Origin of the sequence: Rhodomicrobium udaipurense JA643 (assembly GCF_000636015.1) — a bacterium.
In the GTDB taxonomy this organism is placed as follows: Bacteria; Pseudomonadota; Alphaproteobacteria; order Rhizobiales; family Rhodomicrobiaceae; genus Rhodomicrobium; species Rhodomicrobium udaipurense.
The window spans coordinates 1-23,190 of record NZ_JFZJ01000052.1; the positions used below are offsets into that span (position 1 = coordinate 1).

The 23,190-nt window shown below is 63.4% G+C and carries 21 protein-coding genes; 6 read left to right on the forward strand and 15 right to left on the reverse strand.

The annotated features are described in order from the left end of the window. Positions 1-178: 178 nt before the first annotated feature. On the reverse strand, positions 179-901 hold the full coding sequence (locus T281_RS09235) for a 16S rRNA (uracil(1498)-N(3))-methyltransferase (RefSeq protein WP_245269199.1): 723 nt from the start codon (positions 899-901) through the stop codon (positions 179-181). A 116-nt stretch (positions 902-1,017) separates the two neighbouring features. Here T281_RS09235 and ubiA point away from each other — a divergent pair, with 116 nt between their 5' ends. The 4 genes from ubiA to lpxK all read left to right on the forward strand — a co-directional run bounded on the left by ubiA (position 1,018) and on the right by lpxK (position 6,191). Further along, entirely contained in the window at positions 1,018-2,013 is a 996-nt protein-coding gene (ubiA, locus tag T281_RS09240) for a 4-hydroxybenzoate octaprenyltransferase (RefSeq protein WP_037237647.1), read from the forward strand. Positions 2,014-2,018: 5 nt separating this feature from the next. Then, on the forward strand, positions 2,019-2,807 hold the full coding sequence (locus T281_RS09245) for a 3'(2'),5'-bisphosphate nucleotidase CysQ (protein ID WP_037237650.1): 789 nt from the start codon (positions 2,019-2,021) through the stop codon (positions 2,805-2,807). A 167-nt stretch (positions 2,808-2,974) separates the two neighbouring features. Then, the gene (locus T281_RS17695; protein ID WP_245269200.1) at positions 2,975-4,990 is read left to right on the forward strand and encodes a glycosyltransferase N-terminal domain-containing protein; all 2,016 of its coding nucleotides are present in this window, start codon (positions 2,975-2,977) and stop codon (positions 4,988-4,990) included. Next, positions 4,980-6,191 (forward strand): tetraacyldisaccharide 4'-kinase, encoded by a 1,212-nt coding sequence (gene lpxK, locus T281_RS19095; RefSeq protein WP_037237652.1) that lies wholly within the window; start codon positions 4,980-4,982, stop codon positions 6,189-6,191. The genes T281_RS17695 and lpxK overlap by 11 nt, the downstream gene beginning before the upstream one ends. Positions 6,192-6,202: 11 nt before the next feature. Here lpxK and T281_RS09260 read toward each other — a convergent pair whose 3' ends face one another. From T281_RS09260 to T281_RS17700, 3 genes are all read right to left on the reverse strand, one after another. After that, positions 6,203-6,430, reverse strand: a complete 228-nt coding sequence (locus T281_RS09260; protein ID WP_013420756.1) for a DUF2093 domain-containing protein — start codon at positions 6,428-6,430, stop codon at positions 6,203-6,205. Positions 6,431-6,442: 12 nt separating this feature from the next. Further along, a complete protein-coding gene (gene xseA / locus T281_RS09265; protein ID WP_037237655.1) occupies positions 6,443-8,032 on the reverse strand; it encodes an exodeoxyribonuclease VII large subunit in 1,590 nt (529 codons plus the stop codon). Positions 8,033-8,261: 229 nt separating this feature from the next. Further along, on the reverse strand, positions 8,262-9,059 hold the full coding sequence (locus T281_RS17700; RefSeq protein ID WP_052037309.1) for an outer membrane protein: 798 nt from the start codon (positions 9,057-9,059) through the stop codon (positions 8,262-8,264). A 458-nt stretch (positions 9,060-9,517) separates the two neighbouring features. Between T281_RS17700 and T281_RS09275 the strand changes: the two genes are divergently transcribed. After that, a complete protein-coding gene (locus tag T281_RS09275; protein ID WP_037237658.1) occupies positions 9,518-10,747 on the forward strand; it encodes an argininosuccinate synthase in 1,230 nt (409 codons plus the stop codon). 63 nt (positions 10,748-10,810) lie between these two features. Here the strand turns inward: T281_RS09275 and vapC are convergent, their stop codons facing one another. From vapC to leuB, 4 genes are all read right to left on the reverse strand, one after another. Next, positions 10,811-11,227, reverse strand: coding sequence for a type II toxin-antitoxin system VapC family toxin (vapC, locus tag T281_RS09280; RefSeq protein ID WP_037237661.1), 417 nt, complete (start codon positions 11,225-11,227; stop codon positions 10,811-10,813). After that, on the reverse strand, positions 11,217-11,429 hold the full coding sequence (locus T281_RS09285) for a type II toxin-antitoxin system VapB family antitoxin (protein ID WP_037237665.1): 213 nt from the start codon (positions 11,427-11,429) through the stop codon (positions 11,217-11,219). Before T281_RS09285 ends, vapC begins: the two co-directional genes overlap by 11 nt. Positions 11,430-11,517: 88 nt before the next feature. Then, positions 11,518-12,312 (reverse strand): hypothetical protein, encoded by a 795-nt coding sequence (locus tag T281_RS09290; protein WP_037237668.1) that lies wholly within the window; start codon positions 12,310-12,312, stop codon positions 11,518-11,520. Between the two features lie 200 nt (positions 12,313-12,512). Beyond that, positions 12,513-13,619: a 3-isopropylmalate dehydrogenase gene (leuB, locus tag T281_RS09295; RefSeq protein WP_037237671.1), complete on the reverse strand. Its 1,107-nt coding sequence runs from the start codon at positions 13,617-13,619 to the stop codon at positions 12,513-12,515. Positions 13,620-13,900: 281 nt separating this feature from the next. On the opposite strand from leuB, the gene T281_RS09300 reads away from it, so the two are divergent. Continuing rightward, entirely contained in the window at positions 13,901-14,992 is a 1,092-nt protein-coding gene (locus T281_RS09300) for a glycosyltransferase (RefSeq protein ID WP_162173149.1), read from the forward strand. Between the two features lie 15 nt (positions 14,993-15,007). Here the strand turns inward: T281_RS09300 and T281_RS09305 are convergent, their stop codons facing one another. From T281_RS09305 to T281_RS09335, 7 genes are all read right to left on the reverse strand, one after another. After that, positions 15,008-15,805: an SOS response-associated peptidase gene (locus tag T281_RS09305; protein ID WP_052037311.1), complete on the reverse strand. Its 798-nt coding sequence runs from the start codon at positions 15,803-15,805 to the stop codon at positions 15,008-15,010. Between the two features lie 248 nt (positions 15,806-16,053). Next, positions 16,054-16,542 carry a cytochrome c-type biogenesis protein gene (locus T281_RS09310; RefSeq protein WP_037237674.1) on the reverse strand — a complete coding sequence of 163 codons (489 nt, stop codon included), beginning with the start codon at positions 16,540-16,542 and terminating at the stop codon, positions 16,054-16,056. Positions 16,543-16,547: 5 nt separating this feature from the next. Further along, positions 16,548-18,548 carry a heme lyase CcmF/NrfE family subunit gene (locus T281_RS09315; RefSeq protein ID WP_037237677.1) on the reverse strand — a complete coding sequence of 667 codons (2,001 nt, stop codon included), beginning with the start codon at positions 18,546-18,548 and terminating at the stop codon, positions 16,548-16,550. Positions 18,549-18,871: 323 nt separating this feature from the next. Further along, positions 18,872-19,336 (reverse strand): cytochrome c maturation protein CcmE, encoded by a 465-nt coding sequence (ccmE, locus tag T281_RS09320; RefSeq protein WP_037237679.1) that lies wholly within the window; start codon positions 19,334-19,336, stop codon positions 18,872-18,874. Continuing rightward, positions 19,333-20,529 (reverse strand): c-type cytochrome biogenesis protein CcmI, encoded by a 1,197-nt coding sequence (gene ccmI / locus T281_RS09325; protein WP_081796702.1) that lies wholly within the window; start codon positions 20,527-20,529, stop codon positions 19,333-19,335. The genes ccmE and ccmI overlap by 4 nt, the downstream gene beginning before the upstream one ends. Before the next feature lie 195 nt (positions 20,530-20,724). Next, positions 20,725-21,006, reverse strand: a complete 282-nt coding sequence (locus tag T281_RS09330; protein WP_037237684.1) for a hypothetical protein — start codon at positions 21,004-21,006, stop codon at positions 20,725-20,727. A gap of 509 nt (positions 21,007-21,515) precedes the next feature. Continuing rightward, the coding region (locus T281_RS09335; RefSeq protein WP_037237688.1) for an MtrB/PioB family decaheme-associated outer membrane protein at positions 21,516-23,190 on the reverse strand (1,675 nt) is incomplete at its 5' end.

Here is a 23,190-nt window from a genome sequence, read left to right on the forward strand (position 1 = left end):
CGTGCCCCGAGCCGATGCGCCAGTCGGCCTTCGGCTTCTCGCCCTTGGCGATTTCCGCCACAAGTTCATCGCGGCTTTCGATCGAAGGCGCTTTATCGTTGTTCGCTAACATGAGAGGCCCTGTCGCCGCCTGAGTTTGGATGTTTGGCGACACTATAGTGACTCGTACGACGTTTTTTCAACGCCGCCAGTCTCCCACCGTCACATTAAGCAATGCGAGCACGGCGACGGCAGCCGTGTCCGCACGCATGATGCGCGGACCGAGCGAAATCGGGCAAACGAAACTCCGCGAAAGGAGATCGGCGCGCTCGTTTTCCGAAAACCCGCCTTCCGGCCCAATAAGCGCCGTCACCTTCCTGCCCGAGAGCGCCGCAAGCGCGTCGAGCGGCGAGGCGACCTCCGCGCGTTCGTCGCAGAACACCAGCGCGCGATCCTTGTCGAACGCCTGAAGGAACGCCGCAAACTTCACCGGCGCCTTGATCTCCGGCAGGGTGAGCACGCCGCATTGCTCCGCCGCCTCGATGGCGTTCGCCTTCATTCGGTCGGCACCGAGACGAGGCACCGCCGTGTGCTGCGTGATAACCGGCTGCAAAAGCGATGCGCCCATCTCCACGGCCTTCTGCACCATGTAATCGAGCCGCGCCTGTTTCAGCGGGGCAAACGCATAATGAATCCCGGTCGGCGCGGTCTGTTCGCGCACCTTCTCCGTGAGGCGAATCGTGCAGGCGCTTTTCCTTGCCTTGACGATCTTGGCGCGCCATTCTCCGCTCGTGCCGTCGAACGTCAGAAATTCCGCTCCCTCCGACAGCCGCAAGACATTCAGCAGGTAGTGAGCCTGCGCGGTATCCAGCGCGATCTCCCCGTCGGGGTCGAGTTTGTTTGCGACAAAAATTCGTTGCATGGCCATGGCGTCGAACTGTGCTGCTTGGGTAATGTTTAGGACACGGGCTGAAACTTAGCATAGGATTTGCAGCAATTTCGCGCGACGGAGAAAAATCGGCTGGGAACGAGGATTCGATGCCAACGACATGGCCTGAAACGGGAAGCAAGGTGAGCGCCGGCGCATCTCCCGCAGAGACGATCCCCGACGCGCCACATCGCAATTTTGTCGACCGTCTGGCACCCGAGAGCCTCAAGCCCTGGCTGCGGCTCATGCGGGCGGACCGACCCATCGGAGTGTGGCTTCTGTTATGGCCCTGCTGGTGGTCGGTGGCGCTGGCGGCCCGGTATCTCAACGACTTCCCCAATTTCGCTTCGACGCTTCCTTACCTCTGGCTGCTCGTGCTTTTCGCCATCGGCTCGTTCGTCATGCGAAGCGCGGGTTGCGTCTATAATGACATCCTCGACCGCGACATCGACGCGAAAGTGGCGCGAACGCAGAGCCGACCGCTCGCGAGCGGACGCATCTCCGTCAAGGCAGCGTTCGCGCTGATCGTGGCGCTCTGCCTCGTCGGCCTCGCCGTGCTGATCCAGTTCAATGTCTTCGCCATCGCGCTCGGTTTCGCGTCCGTCGGCATCGTCCTTATCTATCCCTTGATGAAGCGCGTCACCTTCTGGCCGCAAGCCGTGCTCGGACTCGCCTTCTCGTGGGGCGCACTCATGGGCTGGGCGGCCATCTTCGGCTCGCTCGGCGTTTCGCCGATCCTGCTTTACGCTGCGGCGGTGGCGTGGACGATCGGTTACGACACGATCTACGCGCATCAGGACAAGGAAGACGACGCCGTCATCGGGTTGAAATCAACGGCGCTGCGCTTCGGGAAAAACACGCCCGCGTGGCTCGCGCTTTTCTATGGCATCACCATCGTCGGCATCACGCTAGCGGGCGTTCTCGTGGGCGCGAGCTATATCTTCTACGGAGGCATGGCGCTCGCGGCCGGGCACCTCATCTGGCAAATCGCGACGCTCGATATGGACGACGGGCAGAATTGCCTCGACCGTTTCCGCAGCAATCACCTGTTCGGCGCGATCGTCTTTTTCGCGCTGATCCTCGACATGATCCCGATCCCGGTTTGATACACATGACGGATGACCTCGCACGGGATTTCGAACTGGTCCGGGAGACCGCGCGCGAAGCCGGAGAACTCGCGCTATCCTATTGGGGCCGTGGCATCCGCGAGGAAACGAAGGCGGACGGAACGGCGGTCACGGAAGCCGACCGCGCTGTCGACGCGCTTTTCGCGGCGAAGCTTCGCGAGGCACGCCCCGATTACGGCTGGCTGTCCGAGGAGAGCGCCGAGCATGAGGCGCGGCTTTCGGCGCGGCGCGTGTTCGTTCTCGATCCAATCGACGGCACGCAGTCTTTCATTCACGCAAAGGATGACTGGACCGTCGCGCTATCGCTCGTCGAGGATGGCGAAGTCATTCTTTCCGCGGCGGTCAATCCCGTTCGCGGTGAATTCTACGAGGCATGCCGTGGCGGCGGCGCCTTCCTCAACGGCCGACCGATCGCCGTCAGCACACGCGACACGCTTTCCGGCGCAACGCTCATCGTTTCGCCCTCGCATCTCAAAGGCAGCCGGTGGAAGCGCCCCTGGCCTGAGGTGCATCCTGTCCACATTTGCTCGATGACCTATCGCCTTTGCCTCGTTGCGAGCGGCGTCGGGGATGCGTCCTTCGCCCTGCCGCCGAAATGGGAATGGGACGTGGCACCCGGCTCGCTGCTTGTCGCGGAGGCAGGCGGCGTCGTTACGGACGCGAGCGGCGAAAGGTTCCGCTTCAACAACAAAAGCGCGAAGGTGCCGGGCTACCTCGCGGCCGGACCGCTTCTGCATCCCCTCCTCGCGGAACGCATGGGCGATGCACTTTAGTCGTCTGCCCAACGGATAAGCAGGGGAGCCGAAGCTTAGGGCTTTCATGCGGCGATCCTTTGGGCTAACACCGTCCTTGCCTCAGGACATACGTGCAGCGATTGATGACGTCAGCTTCCCCAAAGCCAGAGAAATTCCTCCGTCGAGTGCAGCAATCGGATCTGTTCATGGACAGGATCAGCGGGCTGGCGGCCGGTCATGTCCGCATGGTCCTTGCCACGTCCAAGGTCATCCGCGACCCCGTGGACACCGACGCGCGCCTTCTGAGCCACCATCCGTCCATAGTGGCGATGTGGCACGGCCAGTTTCTCTGCATGCCGCTGATCAAGCCCAAAACCATGCCGGTCAGCAACATGGTTGCCAAGCACGCGGACGGCGAGATGATCGGCCGGACGCTTCTCCATTTCGACATGGGGCTGATCCGCGGCGCGGGCGCTGGCGATTCCGGCAAGGATCGCGGCGGCGCGGGCGCGCTTCGGGCGGCGCTGAAGGCGCTGAAGGGCGGCACCACCGTCGCCATGACAACGGACATTCCGCCGGGGCCTGCGCGCGTCGCCGGACTCGGCATTGTCACCATCGCGCGCATGTCCGGGCGGCCGATCCTCCCGACCGCCGTCGCGACGGGGCGGTTCCTCACGCTGCCCACGTGGAGCCGCATGACGATCAACCTGCCGTTCACCAGGCTTGCCATGGTTGTCGGCGATCCGATCCATGTGCCGCGCGATGCCGACGAAGCCGAGTTGGAGCGCTACCGTCAACTGGTAGAAGACGCGATGAACACCGCCACGGTTCGCGCCTATGAACTCGCGGGCGGCAACGTGATCCGCACGCTGCCGGACGAAAAACGGCCGCCGCGCAAGTCGGGCTTTCTGCTTTCGGCCTATCGCGGCGCGACGTGGGCGGCCCGTCCCGCCGCCATGACCATCCTCAAGCGGCGCGCCGCGCGCGGCAAGGAAGTGCCGGAGCGGCTTGGCGAGCGCCTCGGCATCGCCTCCGCCCCGCGTCCCGAGGGGTCGCTCGCATGGTTCCACGCGGCAAGCGTCGGTGAGACGAACTCCGTCCTCGCGCTCATGAACGAGTTGAAGCGCCGTAATCCGACGCTGAATCTGCTCCTGACCACCATCACCGCGACCTCGGCCAAAATCGCGAAGGAGCGGCTTCCGGAAGGCGCGATCCATCAATTCGTGCCGCTCGACAACCCCATCTTCTGCAAGCGCTTCATCGAGCATTGGCACCCCGATCTCGGCCTCTTCGTCGAATCCGAAATCTGGCCGAACCTCATCGTCGAGGCGAGCGACGCGGGCGTTCCGCTCGCGCTCGTCAACGGGCGTATGTCACAGCGTTCGACGCAACGATGGCGGCGGCTGTCGAGCCTGAGCCAGCCGGTCTTCTCGCGCTTCGACCTCGTGCTGACGCAGAACCGCCGAATTGCGAAACGGCTCAAGAGCCTCGGCGCGCGAAAGATCGTCGTGACCGGCAATCTGAAATACGACGCACCGCCGCCGCCGGTCGACGCAAGAGCGCTGGACGATCTGCGCCGCGCCATCGGCGAGCGCCCTGTGTTCCTCGCCGCGAGCACGCATCCGGGCGAGGACGAAATCGTGCTCCGCGCGGCGGAAACGCTTCGCGCGGCCGTCCCGTCGCTGCTGACCGTGATCGCGCCGCGCCACCCCGAACGCGGCGGAGACGTTGCGGCGCTTGCCGCGGCGCGCGGCGACACCGTCGCGCGGAGGTCAGCGGGCGACGCAATCGCCGACACCACGCATATCTATGTCGCGGACACCATCGGCGAGCTTGGGCTGTTCTATACGCTTGCCGACGCCGCCTTCGTTGGGGGCTCGCTCGTCGAGCACGGCGGACAAAACCCGATCGAGGCCATCAAGCTCGGCGCGGCCATTCTTTCGGGGCCGCATACCTTCAACTTCACCGAAACCTACGAGACGCTTGGACGCTTCGAAGGTTTCCGCCTTGTGCACGATGCAGCCGAAATCGCCGTCGCCGCGCGGCAGATTTTCGAGGATGCCGAGGCGGCCGCGCACGCGAAGCGCAACGCTGCCGCCGCGATTACCACGCTCGGCGGCGCGCTGGAAAAGACGCTCGAAGCGCTCGCGCCGTGGCTTCCGGCCTCCGCGCCCGGCGACGCGGCACCTCAACCCGAACTCCTTCCGCACGATGCGCCTTGAGCCACCGCGCTGGTGGTACGGCGGCGGAACGCCGCTCGCGGCCTGGGCGCTTTGGCCCGTGTCGGCCGTTTATGGCGCCATCGCCGAGCGCAGGTTCCGCAAGGCGGAACCGTATCGCAGCGACTTGCCCGTTCTCTGCGTCGGCAATTTCACGATGGGCGGCGCGGGCAAGACGCCGGTCGCGCTGAAGCTCGCCAATCTGCTGCGCAGTGTTGGTCGGCAGCCCGCCTTTCTCACGCGCGGCTACGGCGGCAGCGAGCGCGGTCCTTATCTGATCGACGGCGATGCGGACGGCGCGAAGCGGGTCGGCGACGAGCCTCTGCTTTTGGTCCGCGCCGCGCCAACCGTGTTGAGCCGGGACAGGCGAGCGGGCGCTCGTTTCATCGAGGGAATGGGCACGGGGCGCAGCGAGTTGTTGCCGGAGGACGCATCGGTCGCGCGTGCGTCTTTGCCGACGCAGCATGACGGACCGGCCGCACTTAAAACGGCACATGTGTCCGTACATGCTGCCCCCCTCGCGTCGATGCCACAAGTGGGGGCGCGCTCGGCGATACCGGCGCACGCCGCGCACGACAGCGCGGCACCCGACATCATCATCATGGACGACGGCTTTCAGAACCCGTCGCTCGTCAAGGATTTCTGCCTCGTGGTGGTGGACGGCGGCGTTGGGATCGGCAATGCCCGCGTGTCCCCGATGGGACCGCTACGCGCGCCGCTCGATGCACAGCTTTCGCGCGCCGATGCTATCGTCGTCCTCGGCGGCGCGGCCGCGTCTCCGTTTCCCGGCGATGAGCGGTTGAAGCGCGCCGGTGTGCCCGTCTTTCGCGCGGAGATCGTGCCACTGATCAACGATGCGCTTCGGGCGCAGCCGGTGCTGGCCTTTTGCGGCATCGGCAGACCCGGCAAGTTCTTCGATACGTTGAGCGGTGCGGGCGTCGCCGTGGCGGAGGCGCGGGCGTTCCCGGATCATCATCCCTTCACAGAGGCCGATGCACGCGGGCTACTGGCGGGTGCGCGGGCTCTCGGCGCACGTCTCGTCACGACAGAGAAAGACCGGGCGCGGCTGAAAGGCGGTGCCGGCGCGCTGGCTGAACTCTACGAAGCCGCCGAGGCTCTGCCCATCGACGTTCGTTTCGAGGCCGAAGACGAAGCGGCTCTGCTGACGGCCATCGCTCGCTCGACCCCACGGCGTGGCGCGTAGGTATTACCCCCTCAGCCCTTCGCGCGCTGGCGCTCAAGATGACGACGCAGCGAGGCCGCCGCGTTGATATACGGCTCCTGATACGCCACGCTCCAGTATTTCAGTTCTTCGATGCGGATCGGCTCGTCGGTTACGGCGCAACGCACATACGCGCCGTGCTTCAGCACCTGAAACTCGCCGTCGAGATAGCGGATTTTTGCTTCCTGCCCGAAAGCGAAGGGGCGCTCCATGCGATTCATCTCTGTCGATCCTTAAAGCAGCGTGCCCTGCCCGTCCTTGTCTTTGGAAGTCGCGCGCCGGGGTGCCTGCGCGGCTGAGCGTCGGCGCGACGCCGAAGTGTCGGCTTCCGCGTCGGCGGCGGCCCTGTGAGCCTGAACGTGACCATCCGCGAATTCGATGTCAAGAGCCGCAGCGGCGGGCACCGATGCGGCGCGGCGTATCACCCGGCCGTCCGCGTCTCGCACCAGCGCGAAGCCGCGTTCGAGCACGCTCTTGTGGCTAAGGCTCTGGAGAAGCTGGCCCAGCGCGGCGAGCCTCTGCCTGTGGCGGTGCGCGAGGTGCGTCACGGCCTGATCGGCGCGGGCCGCGAGCATGAGAAGCCGCTCTATCCCGCGTTGCGTCGGCGTGGCGAGAAGGCCCGCGTTGAGGCGCTCGGCGCGGACGGTCCAGCGCTCGCGTTTGCGGACGATGACATCGCGGAAGGCGCGCGCGTTGAAGGTGGCGGCACGGCCGAGACGCTCGCGAGCCTCGACGATGGGCCGCGCGACGAGGCGCGGCGAGAGGCGCACGGCGGAGCGCTCGAAGCGTCCGCGCGATCGCTCCGTGAAATAGATGAGCGCCTGCCCGAGTCGCGCGCCCGCCGTATCGAGGCGCTGGCGCGGCACCTGAAGGAGCGTATGCGGGCGCGGCAGGCCACGTTCCGCGCCGCGAAACTCAGCGCGCAACTGTTCCAGGTTGCGGCGGACGCAGCGCCGCGCGCGCTCGATGCACTCGCCGAGGCGGATTATGAGGTCGGCGTGTTTCGGCACGGCCCATTCGGCGGCCTTTGTGGGCGTGGGCGCGCGAGCGTCGGCGACGAGGTCGATCAGCGTCCAGTCGGTCTCGTGGCCGACGGCGGAAATCAGCGGGATCGCGCTTTCGGCGGCGGCGCGTACCACGGCTTCCTCGTTGAAGCCCCAGAGGTCTTCGAGACTGCCCCCTCCACGCGCAACGATGAGCAGATCGGGCCTCGGCAGCAGGCCAAAGCCATCAAGCGCGTTGAAGCCACGGATTGCGGCAGATACCTCCGCACCGCTGGTTTCGCCCTGCACGCGTACCGGCCACACGATGACGCGCGTCGGGCAGCGCTCGGTGAAGCCGTGCAACATGTCGCGGATGACCGCCCCCGTGGGCGACGTCACGATGCCGACGACCTCGGGCCAGAACGGCAGCGGGCGCTTGCGGCTCTCGTCGAACAGCCCCTCGGCGGCGAGTTTCTTCTTGCGCTCTTCGAGAAGCGCCATGAGCGCGCCCGCGCCCGCCGGTTCGAGCTGCTCGATGACGATCTGGTAGCTCGATTTGCCGGGGAAGGTGGTGATGCGGCCGGTGACGATCACCTCAAGCCCTTCCTCGGGCTTGAACTTCAGGTGGCTGAATGTGCCGCGCCAGATAACCGCGTCGATGCGCGCCTTGTCGTCCTTGAGGCAGAGATAGGCGTGGCCTGAGCTGTGCTGCCCGCGATAGCCGGAAATCTCACCGCGCAGGCGCACGAGGCCGTAAGCGTCCTCCACCGTGCGCTTGATGGCGAAGGAAAGCTCGGAGACTGTGAATTCCGCAATGTTCGAGAGAAGCTCCGCCTGCATGCGGCTAACATGGACGCGCCCGCGCGCGATGTCCAGTGACGGGGTGGCGTGAGCTGTGGGCGGTGGCGTGGATGTGCGGCGCGGCGTTCGGTGGAACGGGCGGTCCCGTAGCCGAACGGGGCGCGGGTGGCGATGCGGGCGCGTGCCCGCATCGTGCCGTCGCAGGTTCACCCGGAAACAAAAGACGGCGCCGCGAGGCGCCGCTTCCGAAGTCCGGATGGGGTACGGACTATTTCAGGGGCTCGTAGGTGGTGCCGCCGAAGACTTTGTAGTCGACCGAGAGCTTCACAGTGTCCGTCTCGGTTTCGATCTTGGTCCTGCCCGCCGGGAAGTATGCGTATCCGGCATAATCGCCAGTTTCGTCGGCCTTGTTGAACCGAAGATATTCCACGCCCACCGAGAAGCGATTATCGAATGCATATTTCAGGCCGCCACCGTAGACGAGGCCACCAGTCGTGGCATCAAAGCCGGATGTCCGGTTCGCGAACGGTGTCGTCACCGGGCTCCAACCTGGTTTTCTGTTGCAGCCGCCAAAACCTGCCGTGTCAATGGCGCTGGGGCAAACGTGGTCGTAAGACAAGCTTGTCCACCCATAACCGATCGTGGCGTAGGGGAGCACCTTACCGAAGGAGTAGCCCAAGATCGCGCGAACCGTACCAAACTTGTCTATGTTGGTAGTCTCTTTGAGAGTGCCTCCGTCGAGAACGGTCTCTTCAAGATCGGCAACAGAAATATCCGCAACTACACCAACGACGATCTTGTCGAACTGATAGTTGTAGCCGATCTGACCACCGACAAAGCCGCCTTTAAGATCCGGGCGCGGAGGGCCATCGGGGTATTGGGCTGCTCCCGGGAAGTCGATCGAGTTCCAGGCATAGCCGCCGTGAGCACCGACGTAGAAGCCGGTCCAGGTCGCGGGCGCTTCGTAAACGGGCGCGTCCTTCAGGCTGCCCTTGTAAAGATCGGCCGCAAAAGCCGACGACGAGAGCGCAACGACGCTCGCCACACCCAACAAAATCTTTTTCATAAATCCCCCAAGTGCCGTGACTGCCACGCACAGGCGTGAGCTATTCAAACGATTAAACTCGGGAGAATCCGCTAGTTACTAACCGTGGGTTGCTGGCGCCAGCGAGGTTTCATCTACGTAAAATTGCAATCCAATATACCTGCTTGAATTAGAGGGGCTTAGGCTGTCATGATAGGTCACGCCTATGATGCAAACCGGCCACAGTTTCGTTCCCATATTGAAGGTCTTTTGCATACCAGCCCTTCCGCTCGTCACGGCGTGGCGATACGCATGAGCACTATCAACATCTTGGTATCGCGATCCCCCGCCGGAGCCGCGCGAATCAATTGCGCAACCAGAATCGACTTCCCATTCAGCCCGACATGGGGTTTTGTAGCGGCATGTTTTCCCCCTCGTCCGTCCGCCGGGCGAGGCAAGCTTGGCGCGCGAGAGCGCCTAACATCCGCGAAGAGCCCGAAATGTCCGACAAGAAAAGCATCAAGAAAGTCGTCCTCGCCTATTCCGGGGGCCTCGACACGTCGATCATCCTGAAATGGCTGCAAGTCACCTATGGCTGCGAAGTCGTGACCTTCACCGCCGATCTCGGGCAGGGCGAAGAGCTTGAGCCCGCGCGCAAGAAGGCCGAATTGCTCGGCATTCAGCAGATCTATATCGAGGACCTGCGCGAGGAGTTCGTGCGCGATTACGTGTTCCCGATGTTCCGCGCGAACGCGGTTTATGAGGGGATCTACCTGCTCGGCACGTCAATCGCGCGGCCCCTCATCGCCAAGCGCCAGATCGAGATTGCGCATGAGACGGGCGCGGACGCGGTCTGTCACGGCGCGACCGGCAAGGGCAACGATCAGGTGCGCTTCGAGCTGTCTTATTACGCGCTCGACCCGAACATTACCGTCGTTGCGCCGTGGCGCGAGTGGGATTTCAAGTCTCGCACGGCGCTGATCGACTTCGCGGAGAAAAACCAGATCCTCGTGACGAAGGACAAGCGCGGCGACGCACCGTTCTCGGTGGACGCGAACCTGTTGCACACCTCGTCCGAGGGCAAGCTGCTCGAAGACCCTGCCGTCGAAGCGCCGGACTACGTCTATCAGCGCACGGTGTCGCCCGAGGACGCGCCGAATACGCCCGAAATCATCGAAGTCGGCTTCGAAAAGGGCGACGCGGTGTCGATCAACGGCGAGCGGCTTTCACCCGCGACGCTGCTTACCAAGCTCAACGAATATGGCCGCAAGCACGGCATCGGCCGACTCGATCTCGTCGAGAACCGCTACGTCGGTATGAAATCGCGCGGCGTGTACGAGACGCCAGGCGGCACGATCCTGCTTCAGGCGCATCGCGGCATCGAGAGCATCACGCTCGACCGTGGCGCGGCGCACCTGAAGGACGAGTTGATGCCGAAATATGCCGAGCTGATCTACAACGGCTTCTGGTTCTCACCCGAGCGCGAGATGCTGCAAGCGGCCATCGACAAGAGCCAGGAGTTCGTCACCGGCGCCGTGCGGCTGAAGCTCTACAAGGGAAGCGCGCATGTGGTCGGCCGCGAAAGCCCGTTCTCGCTTTATAATCAGGAGCTTGTGACGTTCGAGGAAGGCGCGGTCGCCTACGACCAGCACGACGCGGCGGGCTTCATCAAGCTGAACGCGCTGCGCCTGCGACTCACCGGCGCGCGCAGGAACAAGGGCACGCTGTAAAGCGCGGCTATGGCGAGGGCCTTCGCGGCCTCCGTCGCGCGATTTGAAAATGCGGGCGGTGCGTCAAATCACGCGCACCGCTCCGAGCGTTTCGAACGGCAGATGTTTCAACGCGCTGACTTTTGCGATGGTGGCGAAATCGGCGTCGTTATGCAGAAGCGTCATGCCGTTTTCGATGGCGATCGCGGCGATGCAGCAGGTGGGCGCGCCCGGAATGGGCAGCCCCTCGCGCCTGAGATCGAAGGCGAGGCGAGCGGCCGCAGACCACGTCTCCGCGCCGGCCTCCACATAATCCTGATCGGCGAGATAGTCGGCGAGCTTGAGCCATTCCACCTCGTCGCGCGCGCCCGCGAGAAGCTCCGTCTGCGTGAAGCGCGTCAGGTAGTAGTCCCGCCCTTCGAGCACAGTCTGGAGCGCGCGCGCCACCCTGCCCGTGCGGTCACGGAAAAGAGCGACGAGCGTGCTGGTGTCAATCAGCATCGTAGCGCGTGTGCCGGAAGCTGGTGTGGTCGAAATGGGCGTCGAAATCGATCTTTCCGGCCAGTTCGAAAAGATTTTTCTTCTTCTTCGCCTTCAGGAATTCCCGCATCGCGAGATGCACGGCTTCCTTCTTCGTTTTCACGTTCGCGACCCGCATCACCTCGTCGATGAGCGTGTCGTCAAGATCGATATTGGTCCGCATGAGCCCCCGCCGCGCGAATCACTTTGCCTTTGTGTAGTGTACACCTGCGCATACACAAAAGAAGTGGTTTGCTAATTCCTCAGGCGAATCAAGCGGCGCCGAAGATCTCGATCAAGCGGCCGCATAGCCAGAATTCGCCCTCGACGATCATGCCGGGTTCGAGCGGCTGCCTCAGCATCGCGGCGTCGGCGACGAGGTCGAAGGTGCCGCCTGCGGTCCCGATCACCGCCCAGGTGAATTCCTGCCCGGTGACGGGGTTCTGGCGAAGCTCCGCCTTCTGCACTTCGCCCGTGAGGAAGGCGCGAGCGGGTGCGCGAAAATCTTCCGCCTCTGGATCGAGGAACACGATCTCGCTGTCGCCGCCGCCTGTGAAAAGCCCGCTCGCAAGGAAGGATCGCGGCGTGAATTTCACGTCCTTGTCGACCTGCGTGGCATCGAAGGCGGCTTCGCTCTCGTAGACGGCCAATTCATGCGGGAAAGCGACGATCTGCGCGATGGCCATGAACGGCACGCGCTTTCCGGCAAAGCGGGCGAAATCAACCACGTCGATCAGCGCGATGGTCGGCCCGAGTTCCACATAAAACGCGCCCTCGAACAGGTTGTCGTCCGGTCGCTGCCGCAACGCGCGCACGCGAATGGGCGTGCGACCTTCGCCCTCGAAAAACGGCGTAATGCCTACGGCGATATACGGATCGGGGTCATCCTCGGCGGACTTTTGCATGTGGACCCAGAGTTCGGGACCCACGGGCAGCCGCAGCCTGTGGTAGTAGCCGACGGGGCACGGCTCCTTGTCGCCGCCCTGTTCAAGCAAGCTGCTGACAAGCGCCGAAAGATCTTCGGCCGAAGCCGCCTTGAAACCGATAAGACTGAAGTGATCCGCCATCACCTCATCTCCTTCCCGCTGCCCATGGAAGCAGTCCGCGCCGAAGGACGCGAACTTCCGCAGTGTAAACGGCTCCTGAGCTTCTCCGCGATTCCGTGAAGCGCGGAAATGCTCAAGATCTCTTTTCAAGCGCTTTCTTCGCGAGCTGGTTGCTGGTTCGCGGGATAACGCTGCCACTCCGTCAATGACTTACCCCAGCGCTACGCCGCAAGCCGCTTCAGTTCCGCGACGATGGCCTCGCCCATTTCCACCGTGCCGACCTTCGTCATGCCGTCCTGCATGATGTCCGGGGTGCGAAGCCCCTTCGCGAGCACGCCAGCGATGGCGTAATCGACGAGATCCGCCTCCTTGCCGAGGTCGAAGGAATAGCGCAGCGCCATGCCAAGGCTTCCGATCGTGGCGATGGGGTTGGCGATGCCCTTGCCTGCGATGTCGGGCGCGGAGCCATGCACAGGCTCGTAAAGCGCCGGACGCCTGCCGTTCGCGTCCTTCGCACCGAGCGAGGCCGAGGGCAGCATGCCGAGCGAGCCCGTGGACATAGCCGCGAGGTCGGACAGCACGTCGCCAAAGAGGTTGTCGGTTACGATCGTGTCGAACTGCTTCGGCCACTTCACAAGCTGCATCGCGCAGTTGTCCGCGAGCACGTGCGTCAGCTCGATGTCCTTGTAATCTTCATGGACCTGCGTCACGACGGACTTCCAGAGGACGCCCGTGCGCATGACGTTGTGCTTCTCGACGGAGGCGAGCCGCTTGCCGCGCGCCCGCGCCAGTTCAAACGCCACGCGCGCGATCCGGTCGATTTCGTGCTCGTAATAGAGCTGCGAGTCCACCGCGCGACGCTCGCCGCTTTCAAGCGTGACGATTTCCTTCGGCTCGCCGAAATAGACGCCACCGGTAAGCTCGCGCACGATCATGAGGTCGAGCCCCTCGACCACCTCGCGCTTGAGGCTCGACGCCTCGGTCAGCGCGGGATAGCAGATCGCGGGACGGAGATTGGCGAACAGCTTCATGTCCTTGCGGAGGCGGAGCAGGCCGGCCTCGGGACGCTTGGCGTAGGGCACGTTCGCCCATTTCGGGCCGCCGACTGCGCCGAGAATCACGGCGTCCGCCGCGTGCGCCTTGTCCATCGCGGCATCGGAAATGGCCTCGCCATGCGCGTCATAGGCGCAGCCGCCGACCAGATCCGTTTCATATTCGAATTGCGCGCGTCCGCTCTGGTTGAGCCACGCAAGAACCCGTTCGACTTCAGCCATCACTTCGGGGCCGATGCCGTCGCCGGGCAGAAGAAGCAGTTTTTTCTTTGTCATGTACCAAACACGCTATGTCTTACCGTCAGCCGGGGCCGACCAGTCTCATGGTGGTTAAATCACACACTGTGGCGCGAATCACGCTTTCCGTCTCAGCTCTGCACAATTTTGTGGTGGTGCGACGCGGCCACTTCGCGTTCCGCCCCGCGCTCGAAGCCTGACTGGCGCGAGCCTTACAATCAACAGACATCCACGCCAGAATGATACAACTTTTAATTGCATTTGCTGCTTATCGAGGGTATCTTGTCAGATACGCAACCTAAGCGCGCATGCGGGGAACGATGCAGTTCTGGCAACGCAGCGAAACGGAGCCCTTGCGGCTCGTGCAGGCTATCGGCAGCCGCCACAAGGGAGGCGCTCAGCGCTTTACCATGCGGCTGGCGAAGGCCATGGAAGACGACGGCGTTCAGCACGGCTTTATCGTCAAGCGATCCGGCTGGACCGAGGAGCAGATGCGCAAGACCAGGGTCAAGCTGCACAGCCTGCCCTTCGGCGGCGCGCTCGACCTGATGACGCCGGTCAAATATCCGCGCATCCTGAAAGAGGCGCGCGCGAACCTCGTACTGACGCATCTCGAACGCGCAACCAAGCGCACGCCGCGCGGACCGTGGATCCATGTGGCGCGGCTGGGCGGCTATTACGCCTTGGAGGATTACGCGCGCTGCGACTATCTCATCGGCAACACGCCGGGCTGCCTCGATTATTTCCGCAGCGGCGGCTGGCGCGACGACCGCATCTTCTACATCCCGAATTTCGTGCCCGAACTTGAACTCGGCGTCAAGAAGGCGCGCCGCTCGGATTACGGCACGCCCGAAGACGCGCCGCTGATCGTGTGGACCGGGCGGATGGAGCACGAAAAGGGGCCGGATTTCGTGATCCGGGCGCTGGCTGATGTGCCGGGCGCCTATCTCTGGATGGTGGGAACAGGCCGCTTCGAGGCGGAGGTTCGCACGCTTGCGACCGAGCTTCGCTTGAATGACCGCATCCGCTTCCTCGGTTGGCAGGACAATGTGCATCCCTTCCTCGCGGCGGCGGACGTGTTCGTGTGTGCCTCGCGTTTCGAGGTCTTCGGCAATGTCGTACTGGAGGGCTGGTCGCACCGGCTGCCGGTGGTGGCGGTGCGTTCGCCGGGGCCGGAGCACCTTATCCGCCACGGCGAGACGGGCCTCCTCGTTCCGAACGAAGACCCGGTCGCCATGGCCGCCGCCTTCCGCAGCGTGCTTGGAGACAGCGACTTCGCCGCGCGTCTCGCGGCTGCCGGCAAGAAAGAGGCGATGACGACCTATGCGGAGGCGACCATCATGGCGCAATATCGCGCGCTGTTCGACGAACTCCTTGCGCGAGGCCGCGTCGGCAAGCGGGTCGCCGCATAGCTTTTTCGCTCGGACCTAAAACGGAAAGCTGAATTGGGGGCTTTCGGGCTTCTCGCCGTTGTTGCGCGCGGAGTCTCGCGGCTCCGGGGGTGGCTCGGCAAAAGCGGCTTCGACAAGGCTCGAATCGTTGTTGTCAGGTGCGTTAACCCGCCGCGACACGGGCCACATCGACAAATCATCGCGCGGATAGGGCTTGAGCAAGGCCGCGTCTCCCGTCTCGATCCACGCGCGTGCATCCTCCGCGGAAAGAATGGCGGGCATGCGCTCGTGTATCGTCGCGAGCAAGGGATTGGCCGGCACGGTGATGATCGCGAAAGTCAGGCGGTCGTTCCACTGCTCCCACAAGCCGGCGAGCGATAAATGCGCCCCTCCCACGCTTGCGATGTAATACGGCTGTCGCCCGCACCGCTGCGGCGCTTGCCCCGATGCCACGGTTGCTCGCTCCGGCGCTTCGGGTGCGCTCCGGCTTTTGCGCGTGCCCGTCTCTATGCGACCCCACTCATAGAAGCCCGAAACGGGAATGACGCAACGCCGGGTTTGCAAGGCATGCCGGAACGCCGCCTTCTCGCTCAACGTCTCGGCCCGCGCGTTAATCAGCTTCGAGCCGATGGCCGGATCTTTCGCCCAGGACGGGATGAGGCCGAACGCCATACGCGTCAGCGCAAGCCCGCCGCAGCCTCCCGCGATGACGACCGCCTGATTCGTCGGCGCGACGTTCCAGGAGGCCGCAAGGTCAGGGCAGATGTCGCCAACGATGCGGTAGAAGGCGAGGATCTCAGGACAGGAGTAAAGCTGCGTGAACCTCCCGCACATGCGAACTCCCTTGTGAATTAGCGTGGCGACCAACGGTCATCCGTCGTTGCCACATCCTTTAAGAGCGCGCCATCGATGACGGCGCGCCTTTCTTGCTTGAACCCGATTCGGTGCAAAACCGGGGGCGACAACTTCAATCGCGCCCGAGAAGGATGGCGAATTGCATTGGCGGTCCTAGCGCGGAGGAGGCGGACGCCCTCCCGCACGCACGTTCGCGCCGCCAAGCTCACCTCAGACGTAGCCGTCCCTCAGGAGCGCCTTTCGCCGTCGAGAAGCGCCTGCAACTCGGCCTGCTCTTCCGGCGTGAGTGGCTTTGCGCGCACCGGTTCGACGGGCTTGCGTCGGACGAGTCGCCCGGCGAGCAAGAGCCCGCCGCCGATAAGCAGCACCGGTGCGGCCCAGAGCAAAAATGTGTTTAATGTGAAGGGCGGCTTCAGCAGCACGAAATCGCCGTAACGCGCCACGACGTAATCCAGCACTTCCCCGTTCGTCTGCCCTTTTTCGAGCTGCTGGCGGACGATGATGCGCAGATCCTTCGCAAGTGGCGCGTCGGAATCATCGATCGACTGGTTCTGGCAGACGAGGCAGCGGAGGCCAGCAGAAATGTCGCGGGCGCGCTTTTCAAGGGCCGGGTCATTCAGTTGCTCCTGCGGGTCGACGGCGAGCGCGGGCGTGGCTGCGGCGGCGAACATCAGGGCGATGAGCGCGAGGAAGGGGCGCTGGCGTTTTGCGTTCATGACGTTTACTCCGCTGGCAGGGCAGGGCCGACCTTGGGCGTTTGCGAAAGCGGCGGCTTCGCGGCCCGCTGGCCGACACCGATGCGCAGTCGCCGATCCAGCAGCGACAAGAGCCCGCCGATGAACATGAGGACCGAGCCGCCCCAGATCCACCGCACGAACGGATGGTAATAGGCGCGGATCGAATAGGCGCCGCCCGGTGCTTCATTGCCGAGCACGACATAGACATCCGCGAACGGGCGCACCGCGATGCCCGCCGCTGTGGTGGACTGCGGCGGCGCGTCGTATTTCTTCTTCGCCGAGGTGATGGTGCCGATCACGCGGTCGCCGCTTTTCAGCTCGAAGTCGCCCGCCTGCGCGGTGTAATTCGGCCCCGGCTCGTCGTAAACCTTCTTGAAGGTGATGCTGTAGCTGCCGACGTCAAGGCTGTCGCCGGGCTTCATCACGGCGAGATGCTCGGCGTTCCATGCGGTCGTACCCGCGATGCCGATCACGCTGATGGCGAGGCCGATATGGCCGAGCGTCGCGCCCCATTGCCCGCGCCGCATGTTCAGGATGCGGCGTGCCGTCTCGCCAAAGGAAACTTGAGCAAAGCGCGCGCGCCAGAGAACTTCCCACACCGCGCCCGCGAACACCCACGCGCCCAGCGTCAGCGCGAGGCCGGTCTTGAAACCAGCACCCGCAACGATGGAAGCGATTCCGACCAGAATGGCCGCCACGGCAGCCGGGATAAGTCGCCGCGCCGCTTCACCGAGATCGCCGCGCTTCCACGCGATGAAAATGCCGAACGGCAGAAGCAGGAGCAGCGGCAGGAAGATCCAGACCACCGTCGAATTAAAGAACGGCGCGCCAACCGAAATCTTGTCGCCGGTGGCGGCTTCAAGTGCGAGCGGGTAGAGCGTGCCGACGAAGACGACGCCGCAGGACACAGCAAGGAACAGGTTGTTCAGCACAAGGCTCGATTCGCGCGACACCACCGAAAAGGCCGTGCTCGCGGCAAGCGCATTCGAACGCCACGAGAAAAGCAGCAGTCCGCCCGCCGTGAACAGGCTCACGATAGCGAGGATGAAGACACCGCGCGACGGATCCGACGCGAAAGAATGCACCGAAGTAAGCACACCGGAGCGCACGAGGAAAGTGCCGAGCAGGCTGAAGCTGAAGGTGAGGATCGCGAGCAGGATCGTCCAGGCTTTGAGGCTGTCGCGCTTCTCCATCACGATGGCGGAATGCAGGAGCGCCGTACCGGTCAGCCACGGCATGAGCGAGGCGTTTTCGACCGGATCCCAAAACCACCAGCCGCCCCAGCCGAGCGTGTAATAAGCCCACCAAGAGCCGATGGCGATGCCGATGGTGAGGAAGATCCACGCGGCGAGCGTCCACGGCCGCACCCAGCGCGCCCAGGCGCTGTCGACGCGCCCGAGAAGCAGCGCCGCGACGGCGAAGGAGAACGCCATCGAGAAGCCGACATAACCCGCGTAAAGCAGCGGCGGATGGATCGCGAGGGCTGGATCTTGCAGGATCGGGTTAAGCCCCTGCCCTTCGAACAGCGCGTTCGGGATGCGGACGAACGGGTTCGACGTCGCGATAATGAACAGGGTGAAGGCGAAAAGGATCAACCCTTGAACGGAGAGCACCGCCGAACGCAGGTCGAGCGGCAGGTTCTGCCCGAACAGCCAGACCGCCGCGCCGAACAGCGCGAGGATCAGCACCCAAAGCAGCATCGAGCCTTCGTGATTGCCCCAAACGCCGGATATCTTGTAAAGGAGCGGCTTCGCGGAATGCGAGTTTTCCCAGACATTCGCGACCGAGAAATCGGATGTGATGTGCGCCCACAGCAGCGCGGCAAAGGCGCCCGCGATCAGCAGGAAGGCGATCGGAGCGGCGGCGTCGCCCATCGCCATGAGGCGGGTGTCGCGCGTCCGCAAACCGGCAAGGGGCGCCGCGAATTGCACCACGGCGACGAAGAGAGCGAGGATGAGGGCGAAGTGGCCCAGTTCAACGATCACGGTCTTCTTTCTCCCATGCGCATCGTGCTATGGCGCATATTTTTGGTCCACCTTGCCGCATGCTCTCAAGCAAAAAGATGCGTCTCAAGATCACGAGCAACCAAGTGATTCAGTGCAGTTGCGAATTTTGCATTTTGCTGAAGGGGGGCACCTGCAATCGTAAAATCCAAATTCACTGCACGAGCGGTTTATGGACGCCGCTTCGCGTGATTGATCGGCGGCGCTTCGGTCTCGCTAGCCTTTCCCCCTGTGCGCCGGTCGCATTCGGCTCGCCTACGCGGCGCCATTGAGCGCCACGCGGCCCGTTGGCCACCGCCCGAGGTTCAAGTGCCGGGCGTCGACGCCGGTTGCTTGCCGCTCTGCTCCTGCCAATGGCCGTTCTTTTTCAGCGCGGAGGCAACCTCCGGCGGCATGTAATTCTCGTCGTGCTTGGCAAGCACGGTATCGGCAACGAACACGCCGTTCACCATGCGGCCTTCCGCGACCACACCCTGCCCCTCGCGGAACAGGTCGGGCAGGATGCCCTTGTAATTGACGGGCAACGAAGCCGCATTGTCGGTGACGGTGAAGACGTTCAGTGCGTCGGCTTCGCGCTTGAAGCTTCCCGCCGCCACGAGCCCACCGAGGCGGAAACGCGTTGCAGGATCGGGCGCGGCCTTGGCCACTTCAGCGGGACTCATGAAGAACGTGACCCGCGTCTGGAGCGCGCTCAGAACGAGCGTCGAGGCCACGCCGATCAGCGCGAGCCCCATCACGATCAAAACCGCGCGGCGTTTCTTTCTCGTCATGTCTTCGGTTGCCCTCCTTGACCGTTAACGCCAAGCCCCGCCTCATTTACGGCGGCTTCGATGTCTCGAAGCGCCTTCGCGTCGGATGCGAACGCCTGGCGCGCCGTCGCGGCAGCGTCCTTCGCCTTGTCGTTTTCCTTCAGCACCGCGTAGGAACGGATCAGCCTGAGCCACCCTTCGAGGTCGGACTTGTTCTCCTTGAGGCGAGCGGCGAGGCCGTCCACCATACCGCGGATCATCTTGCTCTGCTCATCGGGGCTCGCCTGAGCGACATCGTTCGATTGAGCGGGCGCGGAAAGCACGGCGAGGCGCTGGCTGACGAGCTGCCTGAGCGCCGGGTGCAGGTCGCCCGCGAGCATGGCCTTGTAGATTTTCTCGGCCTCACCCCGCCGTCCGTCCTGCTCGGCGATCAGGCCGGTCCAGAGGCGAACGCGAAGCGACGTCGCATCGAGTTTGGCTGCGGCCTCGAAAGCGAGCCGCGCGCGATCATTGATACTGCCATCATTGGCGAAGGTCAGCGCTTCGCCAAGGCCGAGGAGCTTTTCCTCGTCCATGCCGCCATATTCAATGGCGCGAGCATAGGATTCGGCCGCCTTGTCGAAAAGCCCGTTGCGGAAATAGACTGGCGCGATGCGCATCCACGCGGCGACGTCTTTCGGATTCTGGCGCAGGTCGCGTTCCGCCTTCGCAATGAAGACGTCGAGGGTTTGCATCTCCGGCGCGACGTTGAGGCGCGCTTCGAGCGGCATATCCCGCAAGCCGGGTTGTCCATAGACGACATAGGTCGCGATGGTGCCGAGTGCGAGCAGCGCGGCTGTGGCGGAAGCGGCAATTGCGCCGCTCCGACCCGCGCCCTGCCCGCGTGATTGAGCGCTGCCTTGACGGCTGGCGCGCAGCAAGCGCCGGGAAAGTTCGAGCCTCGTCTGGCGCGTCTCCTCTTGGCCAACGGTGCCGCGTTCGGCCTCGCGGTCGAGTTCGGCAAGTTGCGCCTTGTAGACTTCCACCTCGGACGCGGCAGCATGGGCATTGGCGGGCGCACGCCGGAGCGAACGCGTCACCGCCAGAATTACGCCGGCCGTTAATAAAGCAAAGATTATCCAGATCATCGCGCGCGACAGTACTCCGACAGCTTCGGGTGTCAAGGCCGTGAAAGACCAGTTAGTGGGGACGAGATCAAGCTGTTCAAGCCGCATCCCTCATCGTTGGAGCCGGTCACGGCTGGCTTGGCCGGGAGGCGCGGAGGGTTCATCACGCCGGGAAAGACCAACGGATCCAGGCAGCGCAGGCCCCCGCCCCAACGCCGAAAGGACGCGCCGCCGGAGCGACGCGCCCTCGGGCGCGGCAATCGGTCCCGCCGAGCCGTCCGGGATGGCCACGCCCGAACCGGGCTAGCCCTTCTTCGAGAAGATCTTGCAGTAGCCGTTCGGGCTGATGGAGCCGTCCACGACGCGACAGCTGGAAGGAGCCTGGAAGTGCTGGCACTTCGAGCACTGCTTGTCGCCATTCGGCGATCCCTGATAGCCGACGGCCGACTGCGCCGCCTTCTTCGCCACCTGCGCTTCCGCGCTGCCCGCCACGAGCCCGAGCGCACCGACCGCACCGAGCGCATAAGCGCCAAATTTCAGAACTTCGCGCCGCGTATTTCCGGCCTTGTTGCTGGTATCTTCCATGGGAGCGTTCCTTTTCCCTTTGTTGGTTATCGTTCGCCGTTTTCCGGTTCTTCGCTATTGGCAGCCGCCGTAAAGTCGCGCTGGCTACAATGATCGGCCCTGCATCAGCGAGCATCGCCTCTGAAGCGAGGGAATAAACGTCCCGGCGAAAGCAGTCGGGTTACCTGTTAGCACTTGCAACAGGCGCATGTTACAGCCTTCGTTTCAGTAGAAATTTCGCCAATCAGACCAACCTGACGGAGATAAACTTTATAGTGTGCTTAAGCTCGGCGTCAAGGCGAACGATAATAATTCCAAGGTAGCAAACGTTGAATTTTTGCGCGGCATCAGCGAACGGGGGAGGATGAGACCGTCGGGCGGCGCCCGGTAAACCCGGACACCGCTTTTGCACTCCAGTCGCCGCAAATTCCGTTCCCGTGCGCCGGGCCGCTGTGGGGAACGTCATGGCCCGGCGCACGGAAGGTGAAAACGGTTGCGCCCCGCCGGGAAATTCGGGCGAGGCGCAGCGCTTACCATTTGAAGTTCAGCGACGTAGAGACGGCGTGGATGTCGTAATTCGGGTTGTACGACGCCATGGAGATGTTGCGGGCCGTGTTGTCGACCAGATACATGTACGGCGTCACATAGTCGTTCTGCCAGTTGTCGACGCGCGAGCGATCCCAGCTGTATTTCAGCTTCCAGAACACATCGCCCTCGAAGCCCAGCTGGGTGATGAGTTCCGGGTCGAGCTTGTAGCGAGCCTGCGCATCGATCCGCTGGAGGGTCGTGTTGACGGTCGGCCAAGGCGCGCAGTTAGCGCCAGTGCTGGTAGGCGCACAGGTGGTTCCTGCTATGTCCTTGTTCGTCCAATCCTCCTTGCCGAGCGCGATCGAATAGCTCGCGCTGATATCGAACCGGTCGTTGAAGACGAAGTTGGTGCCTACGATGAAGGTGTCGACATCCTCCTTCATGTTGCTGAAATATCTGTTTGCGGTGGTTGCGCCGATAATACCCGTCGCGGAATCCTGCGTCGTGAGGCTTCCGACCAGATCCTTGTCGAATTCCTCCCGCACATAGGCGGCAGACACGGTCAAGCCCGGTCCGAAGCTGTACGACCCCTCAATACCGGCGTTCCAGCTGTTATCCTTAAGCAATCCCATCTCGGTAGTAGTGTTGCCAGCGGAGTCGGTAAGGATCTTGTTCGGGTCGGTCAGATAGTTGTCGTTCCGCAGCCCGAAGCTCGGCGTGAGCGACAGGTTCGGCACATGGGGGATGTTGTCGAATGTGAACAGCACCATCGCCTTCTCGCGGTCGCGATCCGCGAGGTCGAACTTGCGCATACCCCAAGGATTCATATTGCCGCCGGTGCCGCCCGGGAAAAGAGTCTTGTACCAGGACTCCGGGTCGTAGTTGTCGAACCGGCGTTCCGAATATTGATAGCTCGCCCGGAGCTGACCGATGTCGTTCCAACGCGCGTCGCCGTAGACCTTGCCGATCAGTTCGTCGGTGCGGAGTGCTTCGCGTTTGTCGCGGTCGATACGCTCCCAACCGGCGGAGCCGCCCACCGAGGCGTTCTTCAGGACGTGATAGGTCAGATCACCTGACGCATTCTGCTTGGTGTAGGAGTAGCCGAAGTTCTGGCGAACTGCGCCCACTGCACCGTCCTCCGAGACCCAGTTCCACGTTCTCACGGGCGTCTGGTTGTCGTTATCATAATAGCGATAGCGAAGAGTGGATTTCAGGTCGTCGGTAATCCGCGTGTTGAGAACGTTGTTGACGAGCAATGCATTGACCTCGCCGTTCAGGCTGGTCGCGGCGTTCGTAATGCCGGTGACGGCGGTGTTGGTGTTGCCGGTGGCGACAGTCGGGTCCTGAAACGAATCGTTCTGACGCATGGCCGTGTACTGCACGGTATTCATGAAGCGGGAACGGAACGGCAGATCGATACCGGCAGTCATGTTGCCGGTATATGCTTCATTGCTGGGCATCAAGCTTATGCGCGAACAGGGAGTATTCGCTGCGGCTGTGAATGTGCTCGCGCAAGTCGTGCCAGCGGCTACAAACGGGTTCTCCACCGTGAACGACTTAAGATCGTTTTCGAAGGTCGAAATGCCGCCGGTGATCTTCACATTGTATCTGCCATACGCCCAGTCGCCCGACCTTTCGCCCGAAGCCTTGGCGTTCTGTGTCGTGTCGGCAATTGGC